Source organism: Novosphingobium sp. PY1, assembly GCF_017312445.1.
Classification (GTDB): Bacteria; Pseudomonadota; Alphaproteobacteria; order Sphingomonadales; family Sphingomonadaceae; genus Novosphingobium.
On sequence record NZ_BLTI01000007.1, the window covers coordinates 207,764 to 227,290 of the forward strand.

20 protein-coding genes are annotated in these 19,527 nt (G+C 62.0%); 4 read left to right on the forward strand and 16 right to left on the reverse strand.

The annotated features are described in order from the left end of the window. Window positions 1–26 precede the first annotated feature (26 nt). From J3474_RS10800 to J3474_RS10850, 11 genes are all read right to left on the reverse strand, one after another. Window positions 27–515 carry a DUF1643 domain-containing protein gene (locus J3474_RS10800; protein ID WP_207094180.1) on the reverse strand — a complete coding sequence of 163 codons (489 nt, stop codon included), beginning with the start codon at window positions 513–515 and terminating at the stop codon, window positions 27–29. A 162-nt stretch (window positions 516–677) separates the two neighbouring features. Then, complete coding sequence (locus J3474_RS10805; RefSeq protein ID WP_013837114.1) at window positions 678–1,457, reverse strand: slipin family protein; 780 nt, start codon at window positions 1,455–1,457, stop codon at window positions 678–680. 29 nt (window positions 1,458–1,486) lie between these two features. Beyond that, the gene (locus tag J3474_RS10810; protein ID WP_242528345.1) at window positions 1,487–2,824 is read right to left on the reverse strand and encodes a nodulation protein NfeD; all 1,338 of its coding nucleotides are present in this window, start codon (window positions 2,822–2,824) and stop codon (window positions 1,487–1,489) included. A gap of 277 nt (window positions 2,825–3,101) precedes the next feature. Further along, window positions 3,102–4,094 carry an aldo/keto reductase gene (locus J3474_RS10815; protein ID WP_013837112.1) on the reverse strand — a complete coding sequence of 331 codons (993 nt, stop codon included), beginning with the start codon at window positions 4,092–4,094 and terminating at the stop codon, window positions 3,102–3,104. Continuing rightward, window positions 4,094–5,053 (reverse strand): Gfo/Idh/MocA family oxidoreductase, encoded by a 960-nt coding sequence (locus J3474_RS10820; protein ID WP_013837111.1) that lies wholly within the window; start codon window positions 5,051–5,053, stop codon window positions 4,094–4,096. Before J3474_RS10820 ends, J3474_RS10815 begins: the two co-directional genes overlap by 1 nt. A 30-nt stretch (window positions 5,054–5,083) precedes the next feature. Next, window positions 5,084–5,992: a class III extradiol dioxygenase subunit beta gene (locus J3474_RS10825; protein WP_207094182.1), complete on the reverse strand. Its 909-nt coding sequence runs from the start codon at window positions 5,990–5,992 to the stop codon at window positions 5,084–5,086. Between the two features lies 1 nt (window position 5,993). After that, entirely contained in the window at window positions 5,994–6,404 is a 411-nt protein-coding gene (ligA, locus tag J3474_RS10830) for a protocatechuate 4,5-dioxygenase subunit alpha (protein WP_207094183.1), read from the reverse strand. Further along, a complete protein-coding gene (locus tag J3474_RS10835) occupies window positions 6,401–7,435 on the reverse strand; it encodes an aromatic ring-hydroxylating dioxygenase subunit alpha (protein ID WP_207094184.1) in 1,035 nt (344 codons plus the stop codon). Before J3474_RS10835 ends, ligA begins: the two co-directional genes overlap by 4 nt. Window positions 7,436–7,439: 4 nt before the next feature. Further along, window positions 7,440–8,465 carry an amidohydrolase family protein gene (locus J3474_RS10840; RefSeq protein ID WP_207094185.1) on the reverse strand — a complete coding sequence of 342 codons (1,026 nt, stop codon included), beginning with the start codon at window positions 8,463–8,465 and terminating at the stop codon, window positions 7,440–7,442. Beyond that, window positions 8,462–9,331, reverse strand: a complete 870-nt coding sequence (locus J3474_RS10845; RefSeq protein ID WP_207094186.1) for an NAD(P)-dependent oxidoreductase — start codon at window positions 9,329–9,331, stop codon at window positions 8,462–8,464. The genes J3474_RS10840 and J3474_RS10845 overlap by 4 nt, the downstream gene beginning before the upstream one ends. 108 nt (window positions 9,332–9,439) lie before the next feature. After that, a complete protein-coding gene (locus tag J3474_RS10850; RefSeq protein ID WP_013837105.1) occupies window positions 9,440–10,594 on the reverse strand; it encodes a LysR family transcriptional regulator in 1,155 nt (384 codons plus the stop codon). Window positions 10,595–10,693: 99 nt separating this feature from the next. On the opposite strand from J3474_RS10850, the gene ligK reads away from it, so the two are divergent. The 3 genes from ligK to J3474_RS10865 are packed head-to-tail and all read left to right on the forward strand — an operon-like array spanning window position 10,694 to window position 13,308. Then, window positions 10,694–11,368 carry a 4-carboxy-4-hydroxy-2-oxoadipate aldolase/oxaloacetate decarboxylase gene (gene ligK / locus J3474_RS10855; protein WP_207094187.1) on the forward strand — a complete coding sequence of 225 codons (675 nt, stop codon included), beginning with the start codon at window positions 10,694–10,696 and terminating at the stop codon, window positions 11,366–11,368. Further along, window positions 11,361–12,425, forward strand: coding sequence for a 4-oxalomesaconate tautomerase (locus J3474_RS10860; protein WP_207094188.1), 1,065 nt, complete (start codon window positions 11,361–11,363; stop codon window positions 12,423–12,425). Before ligK ends, J3474_RS10860 begins: the two co-directional genes overlap by 8 nt. Then, window positions 12,418–13,308: an amidohydrolase family protein gene (locus J3474_RS10865; protein ID WP_305798461.1), complete on the forward strand. Its 891-nt coding sequence runs from the start codon at window positions 12,418–12,420 to the stop codon at window positions 13,306–13,308. Before J3474_RS10860 ends, J3474_RS10865 begins: the two co-directional genes overlap by 8 nt. A 66-nt stretch (window positions 13,309–13,374) precedes the next feature. On the opposite strand, the gene J3474_RS10870 is transcribed toward J3474_RS10865, so the two are convergent. From J3474_RS10870 to pobA, 4 genes are all read right to left on the reverse strand, one after another. Further along, on the reverse strand, window positions 13,375–14,559 hold the full coding sequence (locus J3474_RS10870) for a cytochrome P450 (protein WP_207094190.1): 1,185 nt from the start codon (window positions 14,557–14,559) through the stop codon (window positions 13,375–13,377). A 23-nt stretch (window positions 14,560–14,582) separates the two neighbouring features. After that, on the reverse strand, window positions 14,583–15,422 hold the full coding sequence (locus J3474_RS10875; RefSeq protein WP_207094191.1) for a class III extradiol dioxygenase family protein: 840 nt from the start codon (window positions 15,420–15,422) through the stop codon (window positions 14,583–14,585). 4 nt (window positions 15,423–15,426) lie between these two features. Beyond that, the gene (locus J3474_RS10880) at window positions 15,427–15,822 is read right to left on the reverse strand and encodes a protocatechuate 4,5-dioxygenase subunit alpha (protein ID WP_207094192.1); all 396 of its coding nucleotides are present in this window, start codon (window positions 15,820–15,822) and stop codon (window positions 15,427–15,429) included. Window positions 15,823–16,064: 242 nt separating this feature from the next. Next, window positions 16,065–17,234, reverse strand: coding sequence for a 4-hydroxybenzoate 3-monooxygenase (gene pobA, locus J3474_RS10885; RefSeq protein ID WP_207094193.1), 1,170 nt, complete (start codon window positions 17,232–17,234; stop codon window positions 16,065–16,067). Window positions 17,235–17,360: 126 nt separating this feature from the next. Here pobA and J3474_RS10890 point away from each other — a divergent pair, with 126 nt between their 5' ends. Beyond that, complete coding sequence (locus J3474_RS10890) at window positions 17,361–18,242, forward strand: helix-turn-helix domain-containing protein (protein ID WP_207094194.1); 882 nt, start codon at window positions 17,361–17,363, stop codon at window positions 18,240–18,242. On the opposite strand, the gene J3474_RS10895 is transcribed toward J3474_RS10890, so the two are convergent. After that, a complete protein-coding gene (locus J3474_RS10895) occupies window positions 18,239–19,510 on the reverse strand; it encodes a family 1 glycosylhydrolase (RefSeq protein WP_207094283.1) in 1,272 nt (423 codons plus the stop codon). The two genes, J3474_RS10890 and J3474_RS10895, sit on opposite strands and share 4 nt — an antisense overlap. Between the last annotated feature and the right edge of the window lie 17 nt (window positions 19,511–19,527).

Below are 19,527 nucleotides of genomic sequence, written 5' to 3' on the forward strand. Positions count from 1 at the left end.
TAGACCCGATTTTGGTACCGGTGCCGTCATGGCGCACTCCATGGTTCGATCGGGCTGTCGTAGGGCAACATCAGGGGATGCTTCGGGTGGCCGCATTTGGCGGCAGGTCCAATGCTCTTTGGGTCAAGGCACGCGCCGTTGATCAGCGACAGGACGTTTATGAAGCGGGTGCGCTGATATTTCGGCTGCTTGGAAATCGGCCCCCACGCGCAGATTACCTGATCGCATTCCGCAAGGATGCGGGTGAGATGGTCATCATTCTCCGGGCCTATGGGATCACGGACCTTACCAAGCTGGCGAACGTCTGTTGCGCGATATGCGAACAGGTTCCCGACGATCAGCCTGCCCCACCGGTGGCGCTCACCGAATCCGCGCAGCTTTCGGATCGTCGCATCGTCCTGCTCAGCATCGGCGGTGGACGGGTTCACCATGATGATGGCCGTCGCGCCCTCGCCCGGCCCGTCACGCTCCAGGCGGTAACGGTAGCGGCCACAATCGGAGATGATTGCACTCATGCCGCCCCTCCCAAAGCAGGGGCCGAAACCGCTGAAACGGTTTTCCCGGCAAACGCTAAGCTATTGAGCGGTATGGACTCGGTTTTCCCCGCGAATTGCGAAAAAATGGCAGAAATCCAGGCACTTGCATAAAGAGCGCGTTTACCGCCGGTCACTGCGCCATCAGTCTGATGACGACGTGTCCTTCATCGACTTGAGCCAGTCGCCCAGGTTCATCGGGAAGGGGAAGACAATGGTGGAGCTGTTGCGCTCGTTCGCAAGGACGTTGAGCGTCGAGAGATAGCGCAGTTGCATCGCTTCAGGTGCAGCGCTCAGGATATTGGCGGCTTCCAGCAGCTTGGCCGCCGCCTGTTGTTCGCCTTCTGCATTGATCACCTTTGCGCGCCGTTCGCGCTCGGCTTCGGCCTGCCGGGCAATCGCGCGGATCATCGATTCGTCGATGTCGACATGCTTGATCTCGACGTTGGCGACCTTGATCCCCCAGGCATCGGTCTGCTTGTCGAGGATCTCCTGGATATCGCTGTTGAGCTTGTCGCGCTCGGCCAGCATTTCGTCGAGATCGTGCTTGCCGAGCACCGAGCGCAAGGTGGTCTGGGCCAACTGGCTGGTCGCCTGGATAAAGTCCTCCACCTGAATGATCGCGCTCTTGGGATCGAGCACGCGGAAATAGACCACGGCATTGACCTTTACCGAGACGTTGTCGCGCGAGATGACGTCCTGCGTCGGCACATCGAGGACGACCGTCCGCAAGTCGGTGCGGACCATCTGCTGCACGAAGGGGATGAGGATGATCAGTCCCGGTCCCTTCACCGATGTGAAACGCCCGAGCGTGAAGACAACACCGCGCTCATACTCGCGCAGGATCTTGATTGCGGACCACAGGAATATGAGGACAATGAACAGGAGCGGGACGTAGAACCCCAGATCGCCGGCGATATCCATTTACATGTTCCTCCTGATCAAAGACCTGTTCAACTCGGCCTGGCAACCTGCAATTGCAGGCCTCGAATTCCTTCAACGACGACAAGGGCCCCGCACTCGAGGTTTTCCGGGCCGGTCGCGACCCATCGTTCTCCATGGGCCAGAACGTGACCGCAGCGCCCCGCCCAGTCGAGCACTTCGCCATGAAGGCCGATCATGCCCTGCTCTCCGGTTTCCACCCGCATTCGCTGCGCGCGGATGCCCAGCCTCGCCGTGACCCCGATGACCAACACGCCTGCGACCGCCAATGCGGCAATCACTGACGCGCTCACCTGAAAGGCCGCCACATCGGTATCGATAAGCAGCGCTGCGCCCAGCACGAAGGCGATAAGGCCGCCGATGCCGAGAATGCCGAAGGACGGCGCGAAAGCTTCTCCCACCATCAGGGCAAGGCCGAGGAGGATGAGGGCGCCCCCTGCCAGATCCACCGGCAAAGCCGCCAGCGCGTAAAGGCCAACGAGAAGCGAGATCGCTCCTACCGTACCGGGCACCATGGAGCCGGGATTGAGGAACTCGAAGAGCAGCCCATAGACCCCCACCATCATCAGGATCAGGGCGATATTGGGATCGGTAATCGTCGCCAGCACACGATCGCCGAAGCCGGGCTTCACCACGATGATCCTGATCCCCTCAGTACGGATCGTCCGTGCCTTGCCGCCGATCATCACGACCTTGCCGTCGATCTGCCTCAGCAGCGAAGCACGGTCAGTGGCGATCAGGTCTATGACGTTTTTCTCCAGCGCGGATTGGGCCGAGAGGCTGGCTGCGCCGCGTACGGCCTCTTCCGCCCATTCGACATTGCGTCCGCGCAGCTCTGCAAGTGAGCGGATGTAGGCGACGGCATCGTTCACCGCCTTGCGCTCTCCGGTGTTCGCGGGCTGCGGCTTTTCTTTCGCCTCCTCCCGATCTTCGCCCGAGCCGCCCGTGGCTCCCAACTGGATCGGCGTGGCCGCGCCCAGGTTCGTGCCGGGGGTCATGGCTGAAATATGGGCAGCATAGGCGATGTAGGTTCCCGCACTGGCTGCCCGCGCGCCGCTGGGGTGCACATATACGACGACCGGCATCGGCATCGCGAGAATGTCGCGGATGATCTGGCGCATGGAGGTGTCGAGCCCCCCCGGCGTATCCATCTCGATCATGACCAGTTCGGCGCCTTGCTCTCGCGCCTGTTCGAAACCGTCACCAAGATATGCTGCAGTAGCTGGCCCGATCGCACCGTCGACAATCATGACCACGGCGGTGGGCCGCCGATCTTGCGCGAAACTTGTCGAAATCGTGAGGGTAAATGGAATGGCAAGCAACAGGAGGCAGACGAGCGTTCTGCCCACCCCGATCAACCTTGCAATTGCCTGTCCCATTTCCCGCTACTTTCGGCCCTTTGCGAACGGGGCCACAGCATGTCTTGTGCCGGTATCGACAATGAACCTTTCATAGCACAACTATCGGCAATTGCGTAATCTTCCGCCGGAGGGCCACGTGCCTTGGGGAACTTGCCCGATATGAAAACGGCGGCAGGGCCGCACCCCGCCGCCGCAATTTGTTCACTCGCTGAAGACCCCAATTCAAGGCCCCAAATTCAGGGCCCCAAATTCATGGGCTTGGCCCTCAGGCGGGATAATCCTCGGTATCGATAGTCCCGCGCATGACTTCCGGGTAGCGATGCCCGGTTACCGTCTGCTGGTTGATCAGCGCATCGGCACGGTCGAGAATGGACGTGTCGACCGTGAGCCCGCCTGCCGCATTGTTCTGCGCCCAGTGATCGGTCGAGCGGGTACCCGGGATGACATGGACATTGTCCGAACGCGAAAGCACCCAGGCAAGCGCAAGCTGCGCCGGAGCCAGTCCGGCTTCACCGGCAAGGGCATTGAACCGCTCGACCAACACGAGGTTCTTTTCCCAGGCGTCGGGCTGGAAACGCGGGTGGCTGCGTCGCAGGTCGGTTTCGGCCAATGTCGTAACATCGCTCACCGCGCCGGCCAGCACCCCGCGTGCGACCGGGGAGAAGGCGACGAAGGCAATGCCCAGTTCACGGGTCGTTTCGAGTACGCCCAGCTCGACGTTGCGTGTCCAGAGCGAGTATTCGGTCTGGACGGCAGCCATCGGGTGTACTGCGTGGGCCTGGCGGACATGTTCCGCAGACCATTCCGAAACGCCGTAAGCGCCGATCTTGCCTGCCTCCATCGCCCGCACCATGGCGCCCACCGAATCGGCAATGGGAACCTTGGGGTCGAAGCGGTGCATGTAGAACAGGTCCACATGATCGGTGCGCAGCCGCTTCAGGCTGGCATCGAGCGAAGCCTCTATAGCCTCCGGGCTGCAGTCGATCCCACGACGCGGACCATCGACGAGGATACCGGTCTTCGTCGCGAGGAAGAATTCCTTGCGACGATCGCCGATCGCTTCCCCGAGGATCTCCTCGGACATGCCCTTGCCGTAGATGTTGGCCGTATCGAAATGATCGCATCCGTTGTCGAGCGCGTGGCGGAACAGGGCCAGGGCATCCTCGCGGCTCGGCGCGTTGCCGTAAGCCCAGGCCACGTTCATGCAGCCCAGCCCGACCGGGTTGAGCGCCTTGCCGGCGAGGTTGCGCTGTTTCATCAGGACCAACCGTCCTGCTCTTCAAGGCTCGCAGCAAGCTCACCGATAACGCGGTAGCAATCCAGGACCGAACCGACCGAGCTGTTGGGCTCGCGGCCTTCGCGGATGGCAGCGACGAATTCACGGTCCTGCAGTTCGATTCCGTTCATCGAGATATCGACGTTCGAAACATCGATCGGCTCTTCGCGCCCGGTCACCAGGTCATCGTAGCGCGCGATGTAAGTACCGGTGTCACCGATGTAACGGAAGAAAGTCCCGAGCGGACCATCGTTGTTGAACGAAAGCGAGAGCGTGAGAACCTGGCCGGCTTGCGTCTTCATCTGGATCGACATGTCCATGGCAATGCCGAGTTCGGGGTGCTTGGGTCCCTGCAGTGCATTGGCGCGAATGACTTTCGAACCGGTCATGTACTGGAAGATGTCGATGGTGTGGGCCGAGTGATGCCAAAGCAGGTGGTCGGTCCAGCTGCGCGGTTCGCCCTTTGCATTCATGTTCTTGCGACGGAAGAAGTAGGTTTCGACGTCCATTGCCTGGATGTTCAGTTCACCGGCTTCGATCCGCTTCTTAACCCACTGGTGAGAGGGGTTGAAGCGGCGGGTATGGCCCACCATGCAGACAAGGCCGGTTTCCTGCTGCTTCTTGACCACTGCCTGGGCATCCGCCCAGCTGTCCGCAAGCGGAATTTCCACCTGAACGTGCTTGCCAGCTTCCATGCAGGCAATCGCCTGTTCGGCGTGCATCTGGGTGGGGGTGCAAAGGATCACGGCATCGACGTCATCACGTGCAAGCGCGTCGGCAAGCTCGGTCGAACTGTGCTTGGCACCGTATTTCTCGGCAACGGCAGCAGCCTGCTCGCCGGTCCGGCTGATGATCGATGTGATCTCGACGCCGTCGATATTCTTGAGGCCGTCAAGGTGCTTCTCGCCGAAGGCTCCGGCGCCAACGAGGGCTATACGCATGGGATTACTCCTTGGAATACTCGTGTGATTTCAGCTTATCAGCGCCTGCGCTGCGGCGTTGTTTCCTTCCAGCGTGGGACTTGGCGGAACCGTGCCGTCGACCGGTTCAAGCACGATATGCCCGATGGCGGTGTTCGAACAAGGGACGTGGTAGTGCCGATGCAGGCACTTGGTGCTCCTGCCCAGCGCCCCGCGCATGATCAGCCACATGACCATCTCGATCCCTTCGGACCCGGTCTCGCGCAGATACTCGATGTGCGGGATCGAACGCAGCGCCTGGGTCTCGCCGACGAGACCGTCCATGAACTTGTTGTCCCACTCGGCGTTGATAAGGCCGGCGCGCGGGCCCTGGAGCTGGTGGCTCATGCCGCCGGTGCCCCAGATCTGCACGTTGAGATCCTCGCCAAAGCTGTTGACCGCGCGGGCGATGGCCTCGCCCAGTGCCCAGCAGCGGTTGCCCGACGGCGGCGGGTAGGTGACGACATTCACGGCGAGCGGAATGACCTTGACCGGCCATGCCTCCGGCGCACCGTACATCATCGTCAGCGGCACGGTCAGGCCGTGATCGACATCCATCTCGTTGATGATCGTCATGTCGAATTCGTCGAGAATGAGGCTCTGGGCGATATGCCAGGCCAGATCCGGGTGGCCGATCACGTCGGGCACTGCGCGCGGGCCCCAGCCTTCGTCGGCCGGCGCATAACGCTCACCGCAGCCGATGGCGAAAGTCGGCACGATGCTCATGTCGAATGCCGAAGCGTGATCGTTGTAGACAAGGATCACGACATCCGGCTTTGCCTCGTCCGCAATCCACTTCCTGGTCCAGTCATAGCCGTCGAAGATCGGCTTGAAGTAGGCGTCCCGGTCCTTGCCCTGGTCCGCCGCCACGCCGAGCAGCGGCACGTGGCTGGAGCCGACGCCTGCAGTAATGCGCGCCATGTCAGTTTCCTTCCCGCTTGGAGCGAACGCCCTTGGGCGAGCGGCCACCGGCATTCATCATCGCCTGATAGTCTTCCACGCTCATTCCGGTCATCGTCGATACGGCCTGCACGAAGCTGAGGCCATCGGTGGAGAAAACCTTGGAAAGGAAGTAGATGTTCCCGCCAAGATCGAGCAGTCGGTTGTAGTCGCGATCGAGCACCGCCTGCTTTTGTTCCTCGCTCATCGGCCATTCGTCGAGATAAGCGCGCTCGTCAGCTTTCCACCGCTCGCGGTTCTCGGGCTTCATGAGGCTCATCGCGAACTGGTTGAGGTGATAGCCCTGACGAGCCCGCGCCGCCGTGTAGACGCGGGTGCCGGGGATATCCTCGAAGTCATCGAGATACTCGTGGATGTCCTTGTATTTGCTCATCCATCTGCCTCCTGCTCCGCCCGCATCTTGCGGGTGATGATCTGCCTAGCACGCACACCGCCCTCATCGATGCGATATGCAGCCAGCTTCTTGCCCGGATTGGCGAGAATGGCTTCCTGCTGTGCCTCGAGAATTTCGCGGTCCTCGGCAAAGACGCCGCCCTGCTGGGCCTTGAACCTGGCGGTGAAGCCGGTGTCGTCGATGTCGAAGTTGCGTGCCATGCCCCAGAAGTAGTGATGGCTGGTCTCGGTTTCCGGCGTCATGAAGTCGACCACCATGCCGCGAACGCCCTGGTCGTGATCTTCCAGCGTGGCACCTGCATCGACAGGCGCGACGCCGACGTCGATCATGACGGCGGAGGGCAGGAGGAACTGGCAGATCTGCCAGCGGTCGACCGGCCCGGGCTTCTTGAGCGCATTGCGCCAGAACGGCGGCGCGTCGATCCCCGGCATCCAGCGCGAGAGGAACACGCGTTCCTCTTCAACCCGGCACTCCAGAGGCGCCTCGAGAATCTCTTCCTGCCCGATCGAGCTGGAGTGGACGTAAGTCTCGTGCGTGAGGTCCATCAGGTTGTCGATCATCAGGCGGTAGTCGCATTTGATCGGGTAATAGCCGCCGTCGAAGACCCAGCCCTTGGTGCTGCAGGGCCACAGATCGGGAATCAGCGCGGGGTCGGCCTTGTCCCGTTCGCCGATCCAGATCCAGATGAAGCGGTGCTTCTCGGCGGTCGCGAAGACTTCGGCACACACGCGCTTGTTAACCGCTTCGGACTTCAGCGGCATTTCTTCCGCAACGCCGTCCGGACCGAGTTTCAGGCCGTGATACTTGCAGCGGATGGAATCGCCTTCGCGAATGCCCATCGACAGGGGCAGCAGGCGATGCGGGCAGGCGTCGCGCATGGCCACGACCGAACGGTCGAGCTTGCGGTAAAGCATGATCGGCACGCCGCAGATCGTGCGTGAGAGCGGTCCGGTGTCGACTTCCGCATCCCAGGCAGCGACGTACCACTGATTGGTTAGCCAGGTACTCATGGCTTTAGAGACCTCGTTCCTTAAGTTTCGCGTCGAGACGCGGGAACACCCGGCGGGCGTTACCCTCGAAAATGGCGTGACGTTGATCGTTGCTGATATCCAGTGCGTCGACGTAGCGCTTGGTGTCGTCGAAATAGTGCCCGGTCTGCGGATCGATCCCGCGAACCGCTCCGACCATTTCCGAGCCAAACAGGATGTTCTTGGTCTCGATCACTTCGGCCAGCAGGTTGATGCCCGGCTGGTGATAGACGCAGGTGTCGAAGAACACGTTGTTCATGAGGTGCTGGTCGAGCGAGGGCTGCTTGAGCATGTCGGCAAGCCCGCGATAGCGGCCCCAGTGGAACGGCACTGCGCCGCCGCCGTGCGGAATGATGAAGCGCAGGTTCGGGAAGCGGGTGAACAGGTCGCCCTGCAGCAGCTGCATGAAGGCGACCGTATCGGCCGCAAGGTAGAATCCGCCTGTGGCGTGCATCGCCGGATTGCAGGAACCCGAGACGTGGATCATCGCCGGGACGTCCAGCTCGCACATCGCTTCGTAGATCGGGAACCAGTATTCGTCGGTCAGCGGCGGATGTTCGAAATGGCCACCGCCCGGATCGGGGTTGAGGTTGCAGCCGATGAAGCCGAGTTCCTCGACGCAGCGGCGCAGTTCCTTGACCGAGGCCGTGAGGTCCGCCTTCGGGCTCTGCGGCAACATGCACACGCCCACGAAAGTCTCTGGATAGAGCTTGGTGACGCGGTAGATCAGGTTATTGCAGTGCTGCGCCCATTCCTCGGAGACATCCTGATCGCCGACATGGTGGGCCATGGCCGACGCGCGCGGGGAAAAGATCGTCAGGTCCGCGCCGCGTTCCTTGATCAGGCGCAGCTGGTTCTGCTCGATCGTATCGCGGATCTCGTCATCGGAAATCTCGGGATAAGGCGGCGGCGTTTCGCCGGCCTTGAATGCGGCTTTCTGGGCTTCACGCCATTCATCGTGCGCTTTGGGCAGAACCGTGTAGTGACCGTGGCAGTCAATGACGAGCGTCATTTCCCATCTCCTCTCGTGAATACGCCAGTCGCCGCGATTCCGGCGAGCTTGGCTTCGTAACCTTCGGGAAGCGGTGTCATCGCCAACTGCCCGAGCGATCGCTGCCAGTTAACGGTATTATCCGTCATCAGCGGATCGATTCCCAGCGAACGCAGCATCTGCGCCGCTTCCTGCATCTCGGCCGCGCGGCGGCGGCCGTGGATCAACATCCGGTCCAGATTGTAGTCGGCCCTTTCGGCCCAACCGACCGACTTCTCGCTGGCATCGAGCGACGCGAGAACCTCTTGCGCCACGCCCTCGGCATGAGCGGCCATCATCATTTCGGCGGTCAGGGCCTCGAGCCCCTTCACCATGACCGAGCGCACCAGCTTGATCGCCGATGCGCGGCCGACGTGGTCACCTACCGTGCGCACATTGGCGAAACCGGCTTCGCCCAGCAATTCCTGCGCCTTGGCCGCTTCGGCGCCCGATACGAGCAGCGGAACTTTCATGCGCGCCGGCTCTACAGGAGCGAGCACCGCCACATCGACGTAGCGCCCCTTGCCTGCGTTCACCGCCTGCGCCGACGCCCGCTTCGTCCCCGGCGCGACCGAATTCAGGTCACAGAAGAGCGCGCCTTCACCGAGCAGCGCCGCAGCGGCCCGGGCGACTTCGGGAGCGGCGTCCGCGGTAACCAGCGACAGAACAAGCCGGGCGCCATCGAGTGCCTCGGCAATACTGTCGCAGGCGATAACACCGTGCGAATCCATCGCCTCGCGCCGCGACGGGTCGATATCGAAAGCCCTGACATTATCCCCCCATTGCGCGCCGCGCGCAAAGGTTGATCCGGCCTCCCCAAACCCAATGAGAGCTATGGAATTATTCATGAAGCCCCAATGCCCTGCCACCCGCATCGAGGCCAATCGGAACTGGCTTTGCGATATAATATGAGACTAATCCATGCCTTCGCGGCGCACCCGTTTCAACAGCTTGCGCTACTCGGCAATTTCCGTTGCCGCAGCCTGCAGATCCGCGAAGAACTCTGCCTGGACCTCAGTCGGGCGCAAGGAAGCGCGCGTCGTCATGCCGATCGTACGCTGATAACCCCGCGGCAAGCGAGTCAGTTCGCACAGCCACCCTGCCTGCACTTCGACCTGCATCTGGTCCGGCGACAACAGAGCCAGAAAATTCGAATTCATCATGACCTGCCGGATCATCAGGGCCGACCCCGATTCCACAGGAACTTCAGGAAGCGCCTGACCATTCTCGGTAAAATAGCGCTCGAAGCTATCGCGCAGGGGCGTGCCGCGCGGCGCAAGACAGAAAGGATAGCTTGCCATCTGGGCCGGCGTCGGCTTGCCGTTGCTGAGCGGATGGCCCTTGCGAGCAAAGATGGCGGGGGCATCGTCGAACAGAGGGCGCTGGACTAGGTCTTCCTCGATCAGCGGATCGCGCAGGGCGCCAACGATGACATCCAGCGAGCCATTGCGCAGGGGGTCGACCAGCTCGGCGCGGGACCCCTCGACGATCGTAAGCTTCACCTGAGGGCGGCGAGAGAGAAACCGCGCCACTGCCGCGGGCAGCACCCGGGCGCGCGAAAGCGGCATCGCTCCGATCGCGATCCGCCGGGTTTCGTAGCCCCGCAGCGCCTCCACTTCCGACAGGCCCGCCTCAAGTTCCACGCGGGCTAGGCGAAACTCCCGGGCGAGCTGATTCCCCGCCTCGGTCGGTATGACGAACTTGCCCCGTCGCACCACGAGCGGCCTGCGCAGCGCCAGCGCCAGATCGTTCACCGCGCGATGGATCGAGGGCAGCGACAATCCGGTCTCCTGCCCTGCCCCGGCATAACTTCCCGTCTCGGCCAGCGCGAGCAATGCACGCAAGCGCGACATCGTCACGTGCGGGCTCTGGATATGAGCAAGCGCAGCAAAGATGCGCGGGGTCAGCACATCGCCGGCGCGAGTCGGAATCATGCCGTCGTGCCGACGCTCGAACAGTGGCAGGCCAAGCATGGCCTCCAGGCGACTCAACGCCTGCGTTATGGCTGGCTGGCTGAGATTTACAGCCGCCGCTGCTGCATTGACTGTCCCGAGTTCCGCGATTTTCGCCACGGCGCGCAGGTGTCGAAGGTTGAGACTCCATATTTCCATTCAGACACTCTTAGCCAAAACCAATCGCTCGTCCAAAGTTTCTCTTTCCCTCTAGGCCAGGGGTCATTCATCTGTGCAGGGAAGCAGAGGAGTAGATTCATGACCGGTATTGTCGTCCAGAACATCGAACGCGCGTCCCCCGAGGTGATCGACGGCCTGGCCCAGTGCGGCGTCGCCACTGTTCACGAAGCGCAGGGACGCACCGGCCTTCTCGCCAGCTACATGCGCCCGATCTACGCAGGCGCCCGCATCGCCGGTTCGGCGGTAACGATCAGCGCCCCTCCGGGTGACAACTGGATGGTCCACGTCGCCATCGAACAGCTCATGGAAGGCGACATCCTTCTGCTGGCCCCGACCAGCCCCTGCGAAGACGGCTATTTTGGAGACCTGCTGGCCACCAGCGCCATGGCGCGCGGCTGCCGCGGCCTCGTCATCGACGCAGGCGTCCGTGACGTGCGCGACCTTACCGAGATGGGTTTTCCGGTCTGGTCGAAGGCGGTCTACGCGCAGGGCACGGTCAAGAACACGCTCGGCTCGGTCAACGTCCCTGTCGTTTGCGCCAACGCGGCCGTGCAGCCGGGCGACGTGATCGTCGCCGACGATGACGGCGTCGTCGTCGTGCCGCGCGAAAAGGCCGCTGAAGTTCTCGAGAAGGCCCGGGCACGCGAAGCCAACGAAGGCGAAAAGCGTGAGAAGCTCGCCGCAGGCGTCCTCGGCCTCGACATGTACAAAATGCGCGAGCGCCTCGAGAAGGAAGGCCTCAAGTATGTCTGACGTCCAATCCAGCGCACCCGTCATGTGGATGCGCGGGGGGACATCCAAGGGCGGCTATTTCCTCAAGGATGACCTGCCCACAGATACGGCTGCGCGCGATGCATTCCTCCTCGGCGTCATGGGCTCACCCGATCCGCGCCAGATCGACGGCATGGGCGGCGCCGACCCTCTGACCAGCAAGGTCGCCGTCGTCAGCAAGTCCACCCGCGAAGGGATCGACGTCGATTACCTGTTCCTGCAGGTCTTCGTCGACCAGGCCATCGTCAGCGATGCGCAGAACTGCGGCAACATCCTCGCCGGGATCGGCCCCTTCGCGATCGAACGCGGCCTCGTCGATGCCAGCGGCGATGAAACCCGCGTTGCGATCTACATGGAAAACACCGGCCAGGTCGCCGTTGCCACCGTGCAGACGCCGGCGGGCCAGGTCTCCTACGCCGGAGACGCGGCGATTGACGGTGTGCCCGGCACCCACGCCCCCGTCCCGCTCGAATTTCGCGACACTGCCGGATCTTCGTGCGGCGCGCTCCTGCCCAGCGGCAATGCCGTCGACGTCGTCAACGGCGTGCCCGTAACGCTGATCGACAACGGCATGCCCTGCGTGGTGATGAAGGCTGAGGACGTCGGCATCACCGGCTACGAGGACCGCGACAGCCTCGATGCCAATACCGAGCTGAAAGCGAAGATCGAGGCGATCCGGCTTGCCGTGGGCGAGACGATGAACCTTGGCGACGTCAAGGAAAAGTCGGTCCCCAAGATGATGCTGGTTGCGCGTCCGAAGAACGGCGGCGCGATCACGGTTCGCAGTTTCATCCCGCACCGTGCCCACGCCACGATCGGTGTCCTGGGCGCGGTCTCGGTCGCCACCGCCTGCCTCATCGAAGGCTCGCCTGCGGCAGAGCTGGCCGAAATCCCTGAGGGTCTCCGCAAGACGCTCTCGGTCGAACACCCGACCGGTGAGATGTCCTGCGTCCTCGAAACCGACGAGGGTGGCAACGTCAAGACCGCTGCTCTCCTTCGAACTGCCCGCAAGCTGATGGACGGGATTGTCTATGTCTGATCGTATCGTTTCCTGGCACGGCGCGCCGAGCAAGCCTGGCTATACGCCGCCGGCAGGCGCCGTCGACGCGCATTGCCACGTCTTTGGCCCGATGGCGCAGTTCCCGTTCAGCGCCAAGGCGAAATACCTTCCCGAAGATGCCGGGCCGGACAAGCTCTTTGCCCTGCGCGATCACCTCGGTTTCACGCGCAACGTGATCGTCCAGGCGAGCTGCCACGGCACGGACAATGCCGCCACGCTCGATGCCATTGCCAAGTCGCAGGGCAAGGCGCGCGGCGTTGCCGTCGTCGATCCGGCAATTTCCGAAGCCGATCTTGCCGCGCTGCACGAAGGCGGCATTCGCGGCATTCGGTTTAACTTCCTCAAGCGCCTCGTCGACGATGCGCCCAAGGACAAGTTCCTCGAAGTGGCCCGCCGCCTACCAAAGGGCTGGCACGTTGTAATCTACTTCGAGGCCGACATCCTCGAGGAACTGCGCCCGTTCATGAACGCGATCCCGGTCCCCCTCGTCGTCGACCACATGGGCCGTCCCGACGTGACCCAGGGGCCGGACGGAGCCGACATGAAGGCATTCCGCACTTTCCTTGAGAGCCGGGACGACATCTGGTTCAAGCCGACCTGTCCAGATCGCCTCGACGCGATCAAGGAAGGTGGCAAGGGCGACCCCTGGGACGCCTTCGCCCATGCCGTCGCGCCGCTGGTCGCCGACTATCAGGACCGCGTGATCTGGGGCACCGACTGGCCGCACCCGAACATGCAGGACGAGATCCCCGACGATGGCCACATCGTCGACATGATCCCGCGCATCGCGCCTACCGAAGAGCTGCAGCGCAAGCTCCTCGTCACCAACCCGATGCGCCTCTACTGGCCTGAAGAACTGTAAGGCACCAGTATAGCAGAGACAGACAGGCCCCGTCGGAGCGATCCGCCGGGGCCTTTCGTTTGATCGTCAACCGACGGTAAGCCGAAGCGCTTTCGGGCTTCGGAAGTTGGACGACGAAGTCCAGGCCAGCGTCTCGTCAAAGCGGCTGAAATCGGGGATTGCCGTCAGCAGTTCCTCAAAGGCAGCCTGCGTTGCAACGCGGGCGAGCATGGAGCCAAGGCACGAGTGAACCCCGCCGCCAAAACCCAGATGCCGCTTGGGCCGGCGCTCGATGTCATAGGTGTCCGGATTGACGAACATGCGCTCGTCACGGTTCGCCGAACCGTAGCACAGGATAACCGCATCGCCGGCCTTCATCGTCTGCCCATGCAGTTCGACGTCGCAGGTTAGCGTCCGCTTGAACCGCTGTGCCGAAGTGTTGAAGCGAAGCGATTCCTCCATTGCGTCAGCGATCAGCGACGGGTCGGCTACGAGGGCATGGCGGGCCTCGGGATAATCGGCAAGATTAAGCGCGAACATGCCGAAGAAACCGGAAAGCGACTCGATTCCCGCCATGATAAGCGTCGTCACCGTCAGCTGGACTTCCTTGTCGAGCAGCTTTTCGCCGTCGATTTCGGCCGTTATGAAATTCGACAGGAGATCGTCGCCAGGGCTCTTTTTGCGTTCGTGAACAAGGTCTTGCGCATAATCGGCCATCCACTCGAAAGCGGCGAGGTGTTCCGGCGCCTTTTGGCGCGTCACCGGGTCGGTCTGGACCATCAGCACTGCATTGCGCCGAACTTCATCGGCATTGTCCAACGGCAGGGCGAACAAGTGGAAGAGCAGGTCGACCGTTACTTTCGAGCCGAACTCGCCCACGAAGTCGAAGCTGTCGCAGCCATCCAGTGCCGCAAGATGCATCCGCGCCGAAGCCTTGGCAGGCGCGATCAGGTGATCGAGCGCCCGTTTGGTCACGGCTGACTGGATCAGACCGCGCAGACGGTCATGCCGCGGCGGATCGGAGCTACCCAGGGTCGACCCCGCGCGTCCCGGGAACTCGTCGACCAGATTGCCCTTTGCCGAACTGTAGACCCGCCAGTTGGACAAGGCGGCAAGGATATCATCGTAGCGCGAAAGCACCCATTTCCCGGCCTGCTCGCTCCAGAAGCAGGGATATTTGTCGCGCAGGACCTTGTAGGCCGGAAACGGGTCTGCATCGATGGCGGGCGAATAGGGATCGAATGTGAAACCCGGATCTTCAAGAACGGCCATATGCCTCTGCCTTCCCCTCAGTGTCAGACCGTTTCCAACAACATAGTCGCTGCGGCGGTATTGGAAATGGGAATGTGATAATTGCGATGGGCCTCATGGGCTCTGTCACCCAGCGCCCCGCGTGCGGCGATCCAGTTGAGGATTTCGACGCCCTGAGATCCTGCCAGGCGCACGATGTCGCGCACGCTGTCCCGGGTGAGCGCGTCGGGATCGGCGGCAAGGTTGTCCATGCAGAAGCGATCGTATTCGGGGTTCATGAAGCCTGCACGCTCACCATCGAGCTGATGCGAGAGGCCGCCCGTACCTATGACCACGATTTTCTCGTCACCCTGCCAGTTCGCCAATGCCTTGTGGACGCTCCGTCCCAGCGCAAGGCAGCGCTTCGCTGACGGAAGCGGGAATTGCACCGTATTGATCGCAATCGGCACCAGCTTGACCGGCCAGACATCGGCATCGGGCCAGGCCAGCTCGAAAGGTAGCGACAGCGCATGATCGACCAGCATCGATTGGCAGGTCGTCACATCGAATTCGTCATCGACCAACTGCTCGATGACATGCCAGCTGAGGTCGGGATGGCCGGAAAAGGCCTTGTAAACGGGCAGGCCCCAGCCTTCGTCCTCATTGCGGTATTCCCTCGCAGCGCCGACCGCGAATGTCGGCATCTTGTCGAGGAAGAAGTTGAGCCCGTGGTCGTTGTAGAAGCACACGGCCACATCGGGCTTCGTCTCGGCGAGCCACTCACGCACCGGCGGGAAGCCATCGAAGAAAGGCTTCCAGTATGGCGTTTCCTGGTCGCCGCGCACGATTGCCCCGCCAATCGATGGGACATGGCTCGTGAAGTATCCGCCCATGATCTTTGCCATGACCTTATTTCCTTTCCTGCAAAGGCTGCGCCTGGTCGAGCAGCATCTGCTTGAAGGCCTCGACCGTCATTCCTGTCTGCTGAGCGCCCACGTCCTGCACGTTGAAGCCGAATATTCCCGCTAGCTTGGCGAGATAGTAAATGTTCCCGCCCGCCTCGATCATCGCCAGTACATTGCGCGCGGCGACTGCCTCGCGCTGCTGCGGGGTCAGACCGAAACGATCGCAGTAACCGTCTTCATCTTCGAGGAAAGCAGCGCGGTTGCTGGCGTCATTAAACGAATAGCACATGGCGTTGAGCTGGTAGCCCCTGCCTGCAGCCTTGCCATCGAAAAGAGGCGTGCCCGGTATTGGCGCCTTGCTGCTTTCGCCAGAGCCAGCGAGGTTCCTCGTCCCATACATACCCTGCAACTCCATCAGACACTTTCGCGGTAGGGAGAGCTTGGCGCACCTTGGAGCCCGGCATATTGACCTGGATCAAGCAACCGGGGCGGCGACGTCAATGCTGCGTCATTGCGATGACAATTAGCTTAAAATTATATCATGAAAGGGAAGCATCGCCTCCTCCAACGAAAAAGGGGAGGCTCTCGCCTCCCCTTCGTCAATCCTCCGGTTGCGACCCAAAGGAGCTGCAGGATATGCCTTCAGACAGGCAGGCCCACGTAGTTCTCCGCAATCGATCGCTGGGCAGCTTCGCTCGAAGCGATGTAGTCGAGTTCGGCTACCTGCATACGGCGCTCGAACGGGCCATCTTCCGGGAAGCGATGCATGAGCCGCGTGAGCGACCAGCTGAAACGTTCCGACTTCCAGACGCGCGCGAGTGCCTTTTCCGAATAGCCTGAAATCGCGTCATTGTCGTTAGACTTGAAGAAGCCGAGCAGCGCTTCTGCCGCGTAATGGACGTCGCTGGCAGCCAGGTTCAGTCCCTTGGCGCCGGTGGGCGGAACGATGTGCGCGGCATCGCCGCACAGCAACAGACTTCCATGGCGCATGGGCTCGAATACGAAGGAGCGCAGCGGCGCGATCGACTTCTCCAACGAAGGGCCGCGAACGATGTGGGCCGCCGCATCGGGACCGAGGCGGATCGCCAGTTCGTCCCAGACGCGATCGTCCGACCAGTCCTCGACCTTCTCGGTCAGGGGAACGTCGATGTAATAGCGGCTGCGCGTGTTGCTGCGCATCGAGGCTAGAGCAAAGCCGCGCTCGTGATTGGCGTAGATCAGCTCATGATTGCACGGGGGCACGTCGGCCAGGATACCGAGCCAACCGAAAGGATAGACACGCTCGAAGCTCTGTCCTGCCGAGGCCGGGATAGCCTGGCGCGAGGGGCCATGGAAACCGTCGCAGCCAACGATGAAACGCGCGTCGATCCGGTGTTCGCTGCCATCGCGATTGTAGGTCACAAACGGCGCGTCGCTATCGATATCGTGAAGCGCGACGTCGGCGGCCTCGTAAATCACTTCCAGCCCGCGCGGTTCGGATGCTTCCATCAGGTCGCGCGTCAACTCGGTCTGGCCGTAAACCATCACCTGCTTGCCGGTCAGCCGGGCGATATCGATGTGAATCAGTCGCTGACCGTCTGCGAGGTTGAAGCCGTCGTGCGGAAGACCTTCAGCCTTCATGCGCGCATCGAGGCCGAGGCGCTCCATGAGGCCGACTGTAACTTGCTCCAGCACGCCAGCACGGATGCGCGACAGCACGTAGGGGCCCGACTGCCGTTCGAGCACGACACAGTCGACGCCCTCGGCCTTGAGAAGATGACCCAGCAGCAGACCTGCGGGGCCCGCACCGATGATTGCAACCTGTTTACGCATGTGCCTTCGTCCTCAACCGGCGCACTCTGGCAAGGTGCGTCCAATACCTGTTGTAAGATGATCGATGCGGGGCTCGACAGGAAGGCACGGCGGGACCAATATGCCGGTACTTTCAGGACAGCCTTCATGCCCCCCAGCCCGATTCCCAACTTCCTGCTCTATGGTGAAGATACAGCCGAAGCTCCGCCCGATTTCGCACATATCGAGACCATCGCGGCGCGAAGTGCCCTGTACGACTGGGAAATCGCGCCGCATCGTCACCTTCACAGCGTACAGGCATTGCTGGTATCGCAGGGACAGGTCGAGTTTCGCTGCGACGATCAGATACGGACATTAGTGGCGCCCTGTTTCATGGTCGTGCCGATCGGCAGCGTGCACGGCTTCCGATTCACGCCGGAAACCTCCGGCCATGTCCTGTCATTATCGCCCGGCTTCATTGCCCGCGCCGGCGATTCAGCCGATCCGATGCTGCGCATCCTCACTCGCGGTGCCAGCGGCACGATACCTGTCCCGGATGTGAAACGCGTCGACTGGCTCTGTCATGAGATGCTCGCAATCCAGTCCGACTGGCGCACGCCGCAGCCACTGTTCCTTGCGCTTGCAGAGGCGCTCGTGCGTTCATTGCCGGCCGAGATCGAGGAAGCCGATGCGCTGCCGGCCGAAGACGAACGGCTTTCCGGCTTTCGCCAATTGGTCGAGCTCCACTTGCGCGAACACAGGAGCCTTGGCTGGTACGCCGTGCGCCTCGGTATCACCGGGAAGACCCTGACGCGCATATGCCGCAAGAGACTGGACTGCACGCCGGTCGAGCTGATCCACGCGCGCCTGGTTCTGGAAGCGCAGCGGCTGCTCTTCTTCAGCAATGCCAGCATTGTCGAAGTGGCCGACGAACTCGGCTTTTCCGATCCGTCCTATTTCTCCCGCTTCTACCGGCGCATGACCGGCAGGCGACCGCTGGCGGACAAGTCAGGCGGTCGCAGGGGACAAATCGACGAAGGCGCCGGCTAAAGCGCGTTACGCATGGCGATGGCGCCCAGAACTTTCGCACTTGGCTTTGGCGTGCGTTCGAAGGTCTTGCGATCGACCGAACACAGGCCGAACTTGGGCTTGTAGCCGAAGATCCACTCGAAGTTGTCCAGCAGCGACCAATGGACATAACCGAGCACTGGCACCCCTTCGTCCATCGCCAGCTTCAGGCCCTCGAGCGCGGCCGGGATAAAGCGGGCGCGCAGGGTATCGTCATTCGTGCCGACACCGTGCTCCGACACGAGGATCGGTCGGCCCGTCGCCTCATGGACATAGCGCACGGCGCCGGCAAGCGAAGGCGCCCAGACTTCGGTTCCGGACCAGTTGCGTTCGCTATCCGCAGGCGCCGGCAGCCTGCCCTTCTCGCCCCAGATAGCCCGTTCATAATTCTGGACGCCAACGAAGTCGTCCGACTTGGCGAGTTCCAGCCATTTGCCGTAGGTTTCCAGACGGATGCGATCGCGCATGGATTGCTTTCCCGCGGCCTGGTCGTCGATGACCGAAAGGGTGAGACCGACAGGTAAGTCGGACACCGCGGCCTTGATGGCCATGCGCGCAGCCTTGTGCCCCGCGTCAAGACCCGCCTCGATCGCAACGATATCTTCCTGCGCTGCGACATTGGCGCATACGAAGCGCTCGACGCCAAGCCGACTTGCGGCCGCCTTCAGCGTGGCGCCTTGCAGGTCCCAGACCTGAGCCGGCAAGATCGGGCGCAGGATCGAGAGAATGTTGGGCTCGTTCAGCGTCATTGCCATGGCAATGTCCGCGCCGATGGCACGGGCGACCTTGTCACAATAGCGAGCGAACAGCTGCGGCGCATCCGGGTTCATCCAGCCTCCCTGGGCGCTGAACCATCGCGGAGCGGTAAAATGATTGAACGTCACGAGCGGCTTGAGCCCCCGCTCGTGGCAACCTGCGACGATAGCCTTGTAGTGATCGAGCATGGCCTGGGAGAAAAGGCCCTTTTCAGGCTCGATGCGCGCCCACTCGATGCCGAAGCGGTAGCTTGTGAGTCCAAGGCCTTTGACGATATCAAGATCCGTGCTCCACAGCTCGAGGCTGTTGCAGGCATCGCCGGAAGGCTCGGCGAAGATGGTCGGATGCTGGTTCTCAATGGACCACAAGTCACTGGCGGTATTGTTGCCTTCAATCTGATGCGGCGCCGTGGCGGCTCCCCAAAGAAAGGCTTCGGGGAAGCGGGAATTTACCGGGCGCGCAGAGCGGGCAAAGGCCGGCGCCGCACTGAGCATGGCACCAGCGGCAAGCA

Bases quoted from the DNA above. Each gene is read 5' to 3' on its own strand.
- ligK (WP_207094187.1), top strand. From the start codon at position 10,694: ATGACCGGTATTGTCGTCCAGAACATCGAACGCGCGTCCCCCGAGGTG.
- J3474_RS10845 (WP_207094186.1), bottom strand. From the start codon at position 9,331: ATGAATAATTCCATAGCTCTCATTGGGTTTGGGGAGGCCGGATCAACC.
- J3474_RS10800 (WP_207094180.1), bottom strand. From the start codon at position 515: ATGAGTGCAATCATCTCCGATTGTGGCCGCTACCGTTACCGCCTGGAG.
- J3474_RS10850 (WP_013837105.1), bottom strand. From the start codon at position 10,594: ATGGAAATATGGAGTCTCAACCTTCGACACCTGCGCGCCGTGGCGAAA.
- J3474_RS10860 (WP_207094188.1), top strand. From the start codon at position 11,361: ATGTCTGACGTCCAATCCAGCGCACCCGTCATGTGGATGCGCGGGGGG.
- J3474_RS10870 (WP_207094190.1), bottom strand. From the start codon at position 14,559: ATGGCCGTTCTTGAAGATCCGGGTTTCACATTCGATCCCTATTCGCCC.
- J3474_RS10805 (WP_013837114.1), bottom strand. From the start codon at position 1,457: ATGGATATCGCCGGCGATCTGGGGTTCTACGTCCCGCTCCTGTTCATT.
- J3474_RS10820 (WP_013837111.1), bottom strand. From the start codon at position 5,053: ATGCGTATAGCCCTCGTTGGCGCCGGAGCCTTCGGCGAGAAGCACCTT.
- J3474_RS10890 (WP_207094194.1), top strand. From the start codon at position 17,361: ATGCCCCCCAGCCCGATTCCCAACTTCCTGCTCTATGGTGAAGATACA.
- J3474_RS10825 (WP_207094182.1), bottom strand. From the start codon at position 5,992: ATGGCGCGCATTACTGCAGGCGTCGGCTCCAGCCACGTGCCGCTGCTC.
- J3474_RS10835 (WP_207094184.1), bottom strand. From the start codon at position 7,435: ATGAGTACCTGGCTAACCAATCAGTGGTACGTCGCTGCCTGGGATGCG.
- J3474_RS10880 (WP_207094192.1), bottom strand. From the start codon at position 15,822: ATGTATGGGACGAGGAACCTCGCTGGCTCTGGCGAAAGCAGCAAGGCG.
- J3474_RS10895 (WP_207094283.1), bottom strand. From the start codon at position 19,510: ATGCTCAGTGCGGCGCCGGCCTTTGCCCGCTCTGCGCGCCCGGTAAAT.
- pobA (WP_207094193.1), bottom strand. From the start codon at position 17,234: ATGCGTAAACAGGTTGCAATCATCGGTGCGGGCCCCGCAGGTCTGCTG.
- J3474_RS10865 (WP_305798461.1), top strand. From the start codon at position 12,418: ATGTCTGATCGTATCGTTTCCTGGCACGGCGCGCCGAGCAAGCCTGGC.
- J3474_RS10815 (WP_013837112.1), bottom strand. From the start codon at position 4,094: ATGAAACAGCGCAACCTCGCCGGCAAGGCGCTCAACCCGGTCGGGCTG.
- J3474_RS10840 (WP_207094185.1), bottom strand. From the start codon at position 8,465: ATGACGCTCGTCATTGACTGCCACGGTCACTACACGGTTCTGCCCAAA.
- J3474_RS10875 (WP_207094191.1), bottom strand. From the start codon at position 15,422: ATGGCAAAGATCATGGGCGGATACTTCACGAGCCATGTCCCATCGATT.
- ligA (WP_207094183.1), bottom strand. From the start codon at position 6,404: ATGAGCAAATACAAGGACATCCACGAGTATCTCGATGACTTCGAGGAT.